This window comes from Lysinibacillus sp. F12 (assembly GCF_057773605.1).
The window spans coordinates 711,291-723,680 of the sequence record NZ_JBYMLP010000003.1; the positions used below are offsets into that span (position 1 = coordinate 711,291).

Sequence of the window (12,390 nt, forward strand, 5' to 3'; positions counted from 1 at the left end):
GTTAATTGGCCTCCTTTTTCGGTAGGAACTCATTCGTAAACGCCTGTTTAGCATCAAATTCGCCCTCTAACACTTTATTACTCGACATCCATTTAGCATAGTTTTCCCACACAGAAAGCTTTTGCTCCCCCCATTGATTAGCGTCATCCTGATACTTATCAGCCAACCACTCTTGACTTTTATGCACTAACTCCTTATCTAAGTCTGGTGCCGCTTCTAGTAAAATATCAGCCGCTTCATTCGGATGCTCGATGGCATATTCATAGCCCTTCGATGCAGCTGCAACAAAAGCTTTGACGCTGTCTGGATTGTTTTGAATCATTTTTTCATTGGTTGCTAAAACAGGTGTATAGTAATCTAACTGATCACTATAGTCCGTTAAATACAGCATATTAATTTTTTCCCCACGAAGCTCTGCCTCAATACCTGTCCATGCATAATAAATCCAAGCAAAGTCGATGTCCTTTTTCATCATCGTAAAGAAATCTAAATCTCCCGCATTGACAATGTCTAATTTATTAATATCAGCGTTTTCTTTTTGCATTAATGATTGTAATACCGCTTGTTCGAGAGGTGCTCCCCAGCCCCCATATGTTTTTCCTTCAAAGTCCTTTGGAGAGGTAATACCCTTTGACGCTACAGAAGCAAATCCAGATGTATTATGCTGGATGATGGCCGCTATCGAAACAAGTGGCACATCCTGAACACGAGCCTGTGTAATGCCCTCCTGATAACTCACGCCAAATTCTGCCTTACCAGAAGCTACGAGCTGATCGGCTCCTGCCTCTCCTGGCATTATAATATCAACATCTAAGCCTACTTCTTCAAAATAACCGAGCTTTTTCGCAACATACAATCCTGTATGATTCGTATTCGGTGTCCAATCGAGTACCACTGATACCTTTTTCTTTGTATCAGCAGACTGCTTGTCCTCCTTGTCGCTACAGCCTACTAACGTCAATAGAGTAGCTAATAGGATAAATAACCATTTTTTCATGCTAGGTCCTCCCAGTTTGTAATATGAAAGTGTTCATGAATGAATGTTGTCACCAGAAGAAAGCGTATTATACGGTTGGTAAGATATTGCTTAGAAAATAAAAAAACGCCTAGGATTCCTCCCAGACGTATTGCAATCAATCTCCAAAACATTTGCTTTTTTGAATAGATGTTCCCTACGCTGGTACGAGCCAAATCAGGTTCAAAGGGTCAGTGTCTATCGGACACAATCTCAGCTAGCCATAACTAGCCCCCCTACATTCTTTCGCTATGAACTTTTCGATGTTTATTATACCCATAGTTGATCTTAAATGACAAGATGCTAATTTTGGATAGTTGTGCCACTATAAACAAATAGCCCAGCTCTACTTATAGAGACTGGGCATGATGTTAGCTTGTTTTTTGTTCTTTTTTGGCCGTTAAAACATGTGAGATGGCTCCATCTGTTGCAATGTCCACTTTAAATGAACCATTAGAATGGCGATCAGCGCGCGTCAATGCATGGACATCGATAACCTCTTGTATGCCTTTTTCAGTTTCAATCACAACCTGCTCATCGTCTGTTGCTTGAATAACAGCGACAATTCGATGAGGATTTGCTTTTAATTCTGTAAGGACTTTAAGTCCACGCTTGGCACGACTTGCTATTTCTACCTCTGCGACATTCATTTTCTTTACAGCCCCTCGTTGTGTCACAATAACGACATATTGTGTTTCGTCTGGCTGTAGGACATTGACCCCGACTAAAGCTTCTCCATCTTTTAGCGTAATACCTTTAACACCGCCCGTTTTCACTCCAGTAACTGGTAGTTCTTCAATAGGGAAACGAATGGCATAGGCCGTATCAGTTGTTAAGAGCAGTTCCGCATCATCAGTTATAAACGATGCATAAATCATTGCATCGCCCGCTTTAACATTCATTGTTTTAATTGGCTTCGAATAACGCGTCACAGCATAATCTGCTAATGGCGAACGTTTAATTTGGCCATCTTTCGTAGCAGTTAAAATATACATATTTGGCTGTTCAAATGTTTCAAAGCCATAGACTGCAATAATCGACTCATCTTCACTTGTTGGCACAATACTTGAAATATGCTGTCCAAGGTCCTTCCAGCGAATATCAGGTAATTCATGAACAGGCTGATAAATATAATTCCCTCTATTTGTAAATAACAATAGATGATGTTGTGTATTTAAGTTTGCTTCATACAATAAGTAATCGGAATCTTTCATCGCAAAATCTTGACCGTTGGAGGCGGCATGGGATCGTGTAGATGTACGTTTAATATAGCCATCTTTCGTGACAGTCACTACAACCTCTTCACTTGGAACAAGGACATCTAATGTAATTTTAATTTCTTCTATTTCTTGTTCAATTTTCGAGCGACGTGGCTCTGTGAAACGTTTTTTAATATCTAGCAATTCTTGTTTAATGACGCGTACAAGTTTGGCCTCGCTTTGTAAAATTCCTTCTAGCTTGGCAATCAATTTGTTTAAGTCATCCTGTTCTTGACGGAGTTCTGTAATATCGGTATTCGTTAAACGATATAATTGCAGGCTCACAATCGCCTCTGCCTGTACCTCAGTAAAATCGAACTTCGCCTGTAAATTGAGCTTGGCGTCCTTCTTATCGTTAGATGAACGAATCGTAGCAATAACCTCGTCTAGAATAGATAGGGCTTTAATTAAGCCATCCACGATATGGGAGCGATCCTTTGCCTTTTGTAAATCATATATAGAACGATTTGTGACCACTTCTTTTTGGTGAGTAATATAGGAATCCAGCAATAATGGTAATGTCATCATCGTTGGACGACGATTATGAATGGCAATCATATTAAAATTGTAAGCTACTTGTAAATCTGTTGTTTTAAATAGGTACTGTAGAATCCCCTGTCCAGGAACATCCTTTTTCAGCTCGATAACGACACGTAACCCTGTACGATCTGATTCATCACGAATTTCAGCAATCCCTTCAAGGCGTTTATCTACACGTTGCTCATCAATTTTTTTCACAAGATTCGCTTTATTCACATCGTATGGTAATTCGGTAACGACAATTTGCTCTTTTCCGCCCTTGATAGGTTCGACCACAGCTTGTGCACGGACAATAATTTTACCGCGCCCTGTTTCATATGCCTTTTTAATGCCGTCTACACCTTGAATAATTCCGCCTGTAGGGAAATCAGGACCCTTGATAACTGTCATCAATTCATCCACTGTCACAGTAGGCTTGTCTAAGCGCATCAAAACAGCATCCAGCACTTCATCTAATGCATGCGGTGGAATATCTGTTGCATAACCCGCAGATATCCCTGTAGAGCCGTTTACTAATAAATTAGGGAAACGAGCTGGTAAAACAGTTGGTTCCATATCCTGGTCATCGAAGTTTGGCACGAATTCAACCGTTTTCTTCCCAATATCTCGTAACATTTCACCAGCAATTGCAGAAAGTCTTGCCTCCGTATAACGCATGGCTGCTGGTGGATCTCCATCAACCGAACCGTTATTCCCATGCATTTCTATAAGCATATGGCGAGCTTTCCAATCCTGACTCATACGAACCATCGCCTCATAGACTGAGCTATCTCCGTGCGGATGGTAATTACCGATTACATTTCCGACTGTCTTAGCCGATTTACGAAACGGTTTCTCATGTGTATTACCTTCCGTAAACATTGCATATAAAATACGACGCTGTACTGGTTTAAGACCGTCACGTGCATCTGGCAACGCGCGGTCTTGAATAATATATTTACTATAGCGACCAAAACGGTCACCCATTACTTCTTCTAAAGGTAAATCTTGAAACTTTTCTGTACTACTCATGCTTGGCCCTCCTCTTGTTGGATGAATTCATTTTCTAAAATGTTAGCATCATCCTCCATACCGAAGTCTACATTGGCTTCGATCCATTTACGACGTGGCTCTACTTTATCGCCCATTAACGTCGTGACACGTCTCTCTGCACGTGCACCATCCTCGATAGTGACACGAATTAATGTCCGTGTGTCAGGGTTCATTGTTGTATCCCATAGCTGGTCAGCATTCATCTCTCCAAGACCTTTATAGCGCTGTAATATGTAACCCTTTCCAACTTGTTTGATGGCCTTTTGTAAATCGTTTTCTGTCCAAGCATATTCAATCACTTCTTTTTTGCCAGTTCCTTTCGAAACCTTATAAAGTGGTGGTAACGCAATAAAGACTTTTCCAGCCTCGATGAGCGGACGCATATAACGATAGAAAAACGTTAGTAGCAATACTTGAATATGCGCACCATCCGTATCAGCATCGGTCATAATGACTACCTTATTGTAGGCTGAATCCTCCACAGCAAAATCTGTACCTACACCTGCACCGATCGCATGAATAATCGTTGAAATTTCTTCGTTTTTCATAATATCTTGTAGCTTGGCTTTTTCTGTGTTAATAACTTTCCCACGCAGTGGTAATATCGCCTGGAATGTTCGATCACGACCTTGTTTTGCAGAACCACCCGCTGAATCACCCTCGACTAAATATAATTCATTTTTCGCCGCATTACGTGACTGTGCAGGCGTTAATTTCCCAGACAGAATCGTACTACCCTTTTTGTTTTTCTTACCATTTCGTGCATCCTCACGGGCTTTACGAGCCGCCTCACGCACTTGCTGCGCACGAATCGCTTTACGCACAAGAGACGCTGACAATTCAGCATTTTCCTCTAGCACATATAAAATTTGCTCAGACACCACACTATCTACCGCTGAACGAGCCTCACTCGTACCAAGCTTGCCCTTTGTTTGTCCTTCAAATTGTAATAAGTGCTCTGGAATACGAACAGATACGATAGCCGCTAAGCCCTCTCGAATATCCGTTCCTTCTAAGTTTTTGTCCTTGTCCTTTAATAAGCCAATTTTTCTTGCGTATTCATTAAAGACACGCGTCAAGGCTGCTTTTGCACCGGTTTCATGTGTACCGCCATCTCGTGTACGTACATTATTGACAAACGATAAAATCGTTTCAGAATAACCATCATTATATTGGAAGGCAAACTCTACTTCAATATCGTCTTGAATACCCTCAACATATTTCACAGGATGAAGAACATCCTTCTCTTCATTCAAATACGCAACGAAAGCTTCAATGCCGTTCTCATAAAAGAACACATCATTTTTGCCTTCCTCGCGCTCATCGATTAATTCAATTTTTAAGCCCTTTAATAAAAAAGCCGACTCACGTAAACGTTCTGCTAAAGTATCATAATTAAATTTTGTGACAGAGAAGATTGTTTCATCAGGTAGGAAATGAACAAGCGTTCCTGTTTGTTTTGTTTGACCAATTTCTTCAAGTGTTGTCACTGGATGTCCACCATGCTCGAAGCGCTGGCGATATTTTTTCCCATCACGATGGATGGTTACTTCTAAAAAAGTTGATAGCGCATTCACAACAGAAGAACCTACACCGTGCAAACCGCCACTTGTTTTATAACCACCTTGTCCAAACTTACCACCTGCGTGTAGGACGGTAAAAATAATTTCAGGAGTAGGTTTACCCATCTTATGCATACCAGTTGGCATTCCACGGCCGAAATCGCGTACGCTAATACTCTGGTCTTTGTGAATCTTGACAATAATATGAGATCCAAAGCCAGCCAATGCTTCATCCACCGCATTATCTACGATTTCATACACAAGGTGATGAAGTCCACGGCCATCTGTCGAACCGATATACATGCCTGGTCGTTTGCGCACCGCTTCTAATCCTTCTAATACTTGTATAGCGTCATCATTATAGACGCTAGGTGACTGTTTATTCGTCAACAAAATTCCCCTCCAAAAAACAAACACATGTTCTATTTATGTTCTCATCCTAATAATAATAGCATTTCCTGTCAATAGTTAGCGACAGGTCCAATTAAATTTTTAAAAATTGCTCACAGTTTTAATAAACATTTCAATAGTAAACATCTTCAACAGTTGCTTAAAATTGGAATTTAAGCAAGACAGACAACCACTAGTATCCGTAAACACCTGACGCATCGTAGCTTATTTAGTTGCAAAATAGTGTTTCTGCGTCATTCCATGTAAATGAATAAAGTTAGACTTCTATTCTACCAAAGGAATGAACGATTGACAAAATTGCCATTTTGCCTAAATTTTAAGAAAGACTTTTTTCGTGCCTTCATCAATCATGTCTAAAAGCCTATCTCCAACTTACATTTAGTTTCTTTTGTATTGAATTCAAGACTCCTTAGGAATTCTCCTTCATAACATTGTAGATTAGCAAGAAAAAGTGTAAAATACTTGTTACAAACTATTAGTACCAAGTGATGGACTATGAATGAAAGGAGTCCAACTATGATCAATGGACTTATTATTTTATGTGCTTATCTAATCGGCTCTATACCTTCAGGGCTATGGATAGGTAAAATTTTTTATAATACCGATATCCGAGAACACGGAAGCGGTAATCTAGGAGCAACGAATACATTTCGAACATTAGGAAAAAAGGCCGGTATTGTTGTGACTGTGATGGATGTTCTAAAAGGGACTGCCGCTGTCTTACTAGCTGCACTTCCCATATTCTCAGACAGTTCTATTCATCCCTTAATCCTAGGTCTTGTTGCAGTGATTGGTCATATGTTTCCGATTTTCGCCAATTTCCGTGGTGGAAAAGCCGTTGCCACATCTGCAGGTGTTTTATTAGGCTACTCATGGCCATTGTTTGTCTTGCTCCTAATTGCTTTTCTTGTGACATTGAAACTCACAAAAATCGTCAGCCTAACATCTATGATAGCCGCTTTAGTAGCACTTATCTATTCAATCGTTTATTATTTTGTTACAGGTGACTTTGCATTAAGCATCTTGGTAGCCTTTTTATTTACCTTTATTATTTATCGTCACCGTGCCAATATTGCACGTATTAAAAATGGCACTGAGCCAAAGGTAAAATGGCTGTAGGAAGAGAGGAGCATTCGCTATGAAAATTGCACTGACAAATGAAGCCCTACAATGGTTCAAGCAAGAGATGGAAGTAGAACCAGGCGATACTATTCGCTTTTATGCACGCTATGGTGGCTCAAGTCCTTTTCACGAAGGCTTTTCACTAGGTATGACGCGAGAAGAGCCCATTGCTATTGGAGCTGAAGCAGTCATTGATGGCGTAACCTATTACATCGATGAAAAAGATTTATGGTTCTTTAACGATCATAACTTACATGTGGACGTGGATGCTAGTTTAGATGAATTACAATACGAGTATCGTACATAAAACAGTATTTTCCTTTCAGTCTTTGAAAGGAAATACTGTTTTTTTATTTGAAAAATAGTAGCTAGAATTTCATTCCTTTTTCGTTTATCTCCGCATAAAGTTGTCCATTCTATAAATAATGAACATTCATTTGAGGAGGAAAGCGCATGTCCATATCAAACAAGATCGATCCCTCCCCATCCCTTACAACGGACGATTTATTAAATACTTCCCTTGCCAAAAATATAAAGGTCATTCAAAACACTCTTGGTCATAGCAATGACATCATTATACGAGAAATTACAATTGGTGAAGCTGAACCCCATCGGCTCGCTATTATTTCCATTGATGGCTTATCCGATAAAACCATGATTTCGGATTCTGTCATTGATAAATTAATGGCGAATATTGAGGAAGAACAAGAAATAGAAATTACTACCATAAATCAATATGTGCGAAGTTCCTATTTAACTGTTGGTGACGTGATGAATATCGAGTATTTTACCACACTTTATCATGCCATACTGAATGGTGAGACCGTTATTCTATTAGATGGCTTTGCGGAAGGCATTGTAACAAGTACGAAAAGTGCGAAAGACAGAGCTGTGACAGAGCCATCAACCGAATCCGTCATTAGGGGACCTCGAGAGTCCTTTACTGAAACTTTACGCACTAATACTGCGCTCATTCGGCGCAAAATAAAAAGTCCAAACCTTTGGATTAAGTCCCGTGTCATTGGTGAAGTGACACAAACAGATGTCGCCGTGATGTATATACATGGTATCGCCAGTGACAAAATTGTTGCAGAGGTGTTAGCGCGGTTAGACCGCATTAATATCGATGGCATTTTAGAAAGTGGCTATATTGAGGATTTTATTCAAGACTCCAAAAATTCCATGTTTCCAACCGTTTATAACTCCGAACGTCCTGATGTGATTGCTGGCGAATTATTAGATGGTAAAATAGCCATTTTGGTAGATGGAACACCCTTTGTTTTAGTGGTGCCTGCATTATTTACTTCCTTTTTGCAATCTGCGGAGGACTACTACCAACATTGGATCATTAGTTCCCTCATTCGTATCTTACGTTTCTTTGGTATTAGTTTGGCATTGGTAGCACCATCTCTCTATGTTGCGATTACGACGTTTCATCAGGAAATGCTACCGACGCCCATGCTCATTAGTATTGCTTCACAACGAGAAGGCGTGCCCTTCCCTGCTGTAGTAGAAGCACTTATTATGGAGCTTGCCTTTGAGATACTAAGAGAGGCAGGGCTTCGAATGCCGCGAACAATCGGTCCAGCGGTGTCCATCGTGGGTACATTGGTTATCGGACAGGCGGCGGTAGATGCCGGTGTGGTCTCAGCAGTTATGGTTATTATTGTAGCATTGACGGCCATTTGTAGCTTTTTATTTCCTGCTTATGGGTTGTCCAATACGATTCGTGTACTGCGTTTTCCATTAATGATTTTAGCTGCTATGTTCGGTCTATTTGGCGTAATGTTTGGCATTATAGTCATTATTCTTCATTTATGCAGCATTCGTTCATTTGGTGTACCATATTTAAGCCCATTTGCTCCATTCATTATACAGGACCAAAAAGATGCTTTTTTATTACTCCCACGCAGACATTTATTAAAACGTCCACGTTTGGTGAATCAGAAAAATGTTGTCAGAGGGCATAAATATGTCACAAGAACAGGCAGGAAATAAAACTACTGAACAAATGAGGAATGAAATATGGCAAAAGTAAAAACAATTTGCTTACTATGCATCCTCCCTTTACTGTTAAGTGGCTGCTGGAGTAAGCGTGAATTAAATGAATTAGCCATTGTCGTAGCGCTTGGAATAGATAAAGTAGAGGACGAATTTGAAATTACTGTTCAAATCGTTGATCCTAGTGAGGTTTCAATGCGACAAGCTCCCACTCAGCGCACCCCAGTTATTAGCTATCATTCGAGGGGGGAAACAATTTTTGAGGCCATTCGTAAAATGACAACTATTGCTGCACGGAAACCCTATTTTGCTCATTTACAAGTAGTTGTCTTAGGTGAAGACCTCGCCAAAGAAGGAATAAGTGATTCATTGGATTTGATTGCACGAGACCATGAGTTTAGAAAAGATTTCGATGTCATTATGTCTCATGAGGCTACAGCTAAGGAAGTGTTAAATGTTCTTACCCCTATCGAAAAAGTGCCTGCTAATAAAATATTAAATTCGCTCAAGGTTTCTGAAAAAGTTTGGGGCTCTACAATTGCTATTAATATAGACGAATTGGTCACGAGGCTCAACGAAAAGGATAATGGCGCATTGATTTCTGCCATTGAAATTCACGGGGACAAACGATTAGGTGCCGATAAAACAAACGTCCAACGTGTTAAAACTCCTGTGTTATTAAAATATGCAGGATTGGCTGTCTTTAAAGGAGATCGATACATTGGTTTACTTTCAGAGGGAGAAAGTAAAAGTATTAGCTTCCTCAGTGACAAAATACAAAGTACCATTGAAATCGTCAACTGTCCCAAACAAGGTACGCTGTCGACTGAGATTACGCAATCCTCCACAAAAGTAAAGGGGTCATTTCAAAATGGGAAACCGCAAATTGATGTCCAAATAGATGTGGAGCAAAATGTAGGTGAGGTCGAATGTAATATTAATCTCACAAAAAATAAAACGATGGATTATATCAATAAAAAAACAGCACAAGGCATCGATGAACGTATTGAAAAAACGTTAGAAAAAATTCAGCAGCAATACCAAGTGGATGTTTTAGGCTATGGGGATGCCCTTCATCGTGCAGATGCTAAACAATGGAAAAAAATCAAAAATGATTGGCCAACTATCTTTCCTGATCTTCCTGTCCATGTTCGTGTAAAAGTAACGACACAAGGCTTAGGGACAATGCAAAATTCATTATTAAAAAAGCCAAAGGAGGAATAGTAGCATGGTATTAGCGGTAGCTGTCTTCATTATTTCGGTCATTATTGCATTACTATTCATCCCAAAGCTCAAAAAGCAAAAGGAAACCAAGACCATTCTTGTTTTTTCTATTCTTTTACTAATTGGGACAGCACTTAATATGGGTATTGCCCTCAAAATAAATATCCCGAGCCCTTTAGATTTCGTAACTTTTATTTTTACACCCATTAAGGATTTTATCGTTTCACTCACAAAATAGTAGACACATCGACATGTATGGGAGGACAGTTAAATGGAAAAAGAAGTCATTAGTTCAAGACAATTTACAATCATTACGTCCCTCCTTTCTATCGGTACAGCCATTTTGATTATCCCTTCAACTATTGCAAGCTCCAGTAAGCAGGATGCATGGATTGCTGCAAGCATTGGCGTTGTTCTTAGTTTACTAGTGGTGAAATTATTTTTGACGTTAGGCAACCAAACACCCACACTGAATTTTATTGAGGCAAATGAAAAAATTTTCGGTCGCTTTTTTGGAAAAATTACAGTGATTGGTTTTCTGTCCCTTACCCTATTTTCGGGAGGAGAACTATTATACTTTATTGGCATTTTTATGAAAACTGAGGTAATGCCAGAAACACCCACACTGGCATTCGCCTTGTTGTTTAGCATTATTATTATGTATGCTGCCTATTTAGGCTTAGAGACCTTTGCTCGCTCAGCAGAAATACTTTTCCCTATGTTTATCTTAATTTTTATTTTCTTTATTATTTGTATTACTCCACAAATTAAGTTTGAAAATATACAACCAATTATGGAAGTATCCAAAACATCACTGTTCTATAGTATTATTCGCTTTATGAGCGTCTTTTCTTTTTCCCTAGTTATGTTATTAATGATTTACCCTGCCAGTGTCAATGTCCAGCAATCCTCAAAGAAAGGATTTTACATAGGCACGATTCTCGGTGGATTTGTTTTAGTAACATTGATTACCCTTTGCATACTTGTATTAGGGGCAGCCAATACGGCTTCCCGAACTTTTCCTAGCTATGCTTTAGCACAGAGAATCTCGATCGGCAACTTTTTACAGCGTATTGAAATTATTATGGCTTTTATGTGGATTACATCTATTTTTATTCGAACCTTTATGTACTTCTATACAACGGTTGTGGGAATTGCACAAATTATGAAACTGAAGGATCACCGCCCACTTATCTTACCAATGGGTATCATTATGATTGGTCTTTCACAAATTATTCATCCTGATATTGTCCATTCCGACAATTATAATAATGAAATTTGGCCTATCTATTCATTTATTTTCACCATTTTATTACCTATCCTGCTACTTATTGTAGCCGTCATACGTAATCGAAAATCACAAGGGAATGCGGCTGCGAATGCTAATCAGGGGCAAGTAACTGATGTGGGTAATACGGATGCTAATCAAGGAAATCAACCTAATCCTGCTAATACGGATTCCCAACAGGATAATCAGATGAAACCTAATAATAGGGATGTCAATCAAGATAATCCAACTAACGATGCTACTACTGATTCCAACCAGGATAATCAGATAAAACCTAATAATAGGGATGCCAATCAAAATAATCAGACTCACCATGCTACTACTGATTCCAACCAGGATAATCAGATGAAACCTAATAATAGGGATGCCAATCAAGATAATCCAACTAACGATGTTACTACTGATTCCAACCAGGATAATCACAGTAAACCTGACAAAATGGATGCCAATCAAGATAATCCAACTAACGATGTTGCTACAGATTCCAACCAAGATAATCACACTAAGCCTGATAAAATGGATGCCAATCAAGATAATTCAACTAACGATGCTGCTACAGATTCCAACCAGAATAATCAGATGAAACCTAATAATAGGGATGCCAATCAAGATAATTCAACTAACGATGCTGCTACAGATTCCAACCAGGATAATCAGATGAAACCTAATAATAGGGATGCCAATCAAAATAATCCAAATAACGATGCTGCTAGTGATTCCAACCAAGATAATCAGACTCACCATGCTACTACTGATTCCAACCAGGATAATCACAGTAAACCTGACAAAATGGATGCGAATCAAGATAATCCAACTAACGATGCTGCTACAGATTCCAATCAGAACCATCAGGCTAAACCAGATATTACGGTTTCTGACAAGAAGAATTTAGAATAACAAAGTCTAATTCCTTCAGCTACTTAGCGAAGAAATTAG

9 protein-coding genes and 1 riboswitch are annotated in these 12,390 nt (G+C 39.3%); of the genes, 6 read left to right on the forward strand and 3 right to left on the reverse strand.

Annotated elements, in window-relative coordinates; all coding sequences use genetic code 11:
- Position 1: 1 nt before the first annotated feature.
- From AC3CH7_RS17460 to parE, 3 genes are all read right to left on the reverse strand, one after another.
- Positions 2-997, reverse strand: coding sequence for an ABC transporter substrate-binding protein (locus AC3CH7_RS17460; RefSeq protein WP_012294623.1), 996 nt, complete (start codon positions 995-997; stop codon positions 2-4).
- A 155-nt stretch (positions 998-1,152) separates the two neighbouring features.
- A riboswitch (TPP riboswitch) is annotated at positions 1,153-1,263 on the reverse strand.
- A 123-nt stretch (positions 1,264-1,386) separates the two neighbouring features.
- Complete coding sequence (parC, locus tag AC3CH7_RS17465) at positions 1,387-3,825, reverse strand: DNA topoisomerase IV subunit A (protein WP_447402360.1); 2,439 nt, start codon at positions 3,823-3,825, stop codon at positions 1,387-1,389.
- A complete protein-coding gene (gene parE / locus AC3CH7_RS17470; protein WP_031416030.1) occupies positions 3,822-5,798 on the reverse strand; it encodes a DNA topoisomerase IV subunit B in 1,977 nt (658 codons plus the stop codon). The genes parC and parE overlap by 4 nt, the downstream gene beginning before the upstream one ends.
- Positions 5,799-6,335: 537 nt before the next feature.
- Between parE and plsY the strand changes: the two genes are divergently transcribed.
- The 6 genes from plsY (at position 6,336) to AC3CH7_RS17500 (ending at position 12,351) form a co-directional block, all read left to right on the forward strand.
- Positions 6,336-6,938 carry a glycerol-3-phosphate 1-O-acyltransferase PlsY gene (plsY, locus tag AC3CH7_RS17475; protein ID WP_031416032.1) on the forward strand — a complete coding sequence of 201 codons (603 nt, stop codon included), beginning with the start codon at positions 6,336-6,338 and terminating at the stop codon, positions 6,936-6,938.
- A 19-nt stretch (positions 6,939-6,957) separates the two neighbouring features.
- Positions 6,958-7,248, forward strand: coding sequence for a HesB/YadR/YfhF family protein (locus AC3CH7_RS17480; RefSeq protein ID WP_031416033.1), 291 nt, complete (start codon positions 6,958-6,960; stop codon positions 7,246-7,248).
- A gap of 146 nt (positions 7,249-7,394) precedes the next feature.
- Positions 7,395-8,939 (forward strand): spore germination protein, encoded by a 1,545-nt coding sequence (locus tag AC3CH7_RS17485; protein ID WP_488381678.1) that lies wholly within the window; start codon positions 7,395-7,397, stop codon positions 8,937-8,939.
- Positions 8,940-8,966: 27 nt separating this feature from the next.
- Positions 8,967-10,166, forward strand: coding sequence for a Ger(x)C family spore germination protein (locus AC3CH7_RS17490; RefSeq protein ID WP_197223908.1), 1,200 nt, complete (start codon positions 8,967-8,969; stop codon positions 10,164-10,166).
- Positions 10,167-10,170: 4 nt separating this feature from the next.
- Positions 10,171-10,404 carry a hypothetical protein gene (locus AC3CH7_RS17495; protein WP_197148445.1) on the forward strand — a complete coding sequence of 78 codons (234 nt, stop codon included), beginning with the start codon at positions 10,171-10,173 and terminating at the stop codon, positions 10,402-10,404.
- Positions 10,405-10,437: 33 nt separating this feature from the next.
- Entirely contained in the window at positions 10,438-12,351 is a 1,914-nt protein-coding gene (locus tag AC3CH7_RS17500; protein WP_488381679.1) for a GerAB/ArcD/ProY family transporter, read from the forward strand.
- Positions 12,352-12,390: the final 39 nt, after the last annotated feature.

Coding starts and splice junctions, on each gene's coding strand:
- AC3CH7_RS17490 (WP_197223908.1), top strand. CDS start 8,967: ATGGCAAAAGTAAAAACAATTTGCTTACTATGCATCCTCCCTTTACTG.
- AC3CH7_RS17485 (WP_488381678.1), top strand. CDS start 7,395: ATGTCCATATCAAACAAGATCGATCCCTCCCCATCCCTTACAACGGAC.
- parC (WP_447402360.1), bottom strand. CDS start 3,825: ATGAGTAGTACAGAAAAGTTTCAAGATTTACCTTTAGAAGAAGTAATG.
- AC3CH7_RS17500 (WP_488381679.1), top strand. CDS start 10,438: ATGGAAAAAGAAGTCATTAGTTCAAGACAATTTACAATCATTACGTCC.
- AC3CH7_RS17460 (WP_012294623.1), bottom strand. CDS start 997: ATGAAAAAATGGTTATTTATCCTATTAGCTACTCTATTGACGTTAGTA.
- plsY (WP_031416032.1), top strand. CDS start 6,336: ATGATCAATGGACTTATTATTTTATGTGCTTATCTAATCGGCTCTATA.
- AC3CH7_RS17480 (WP_031416033.1), top strand. CDS start 6,958: ATGAAAATTGCACTGACAAATGAAGCCCTACAATGGTTCAAGCAAGAG.
- AC3CH7_RS17495 (WP_197148445.1), top strand. CDS start 10,171: ATGGTATTAGCGGTAGCTGTCTTCATTATTTCGGTCATTATTGCATTA.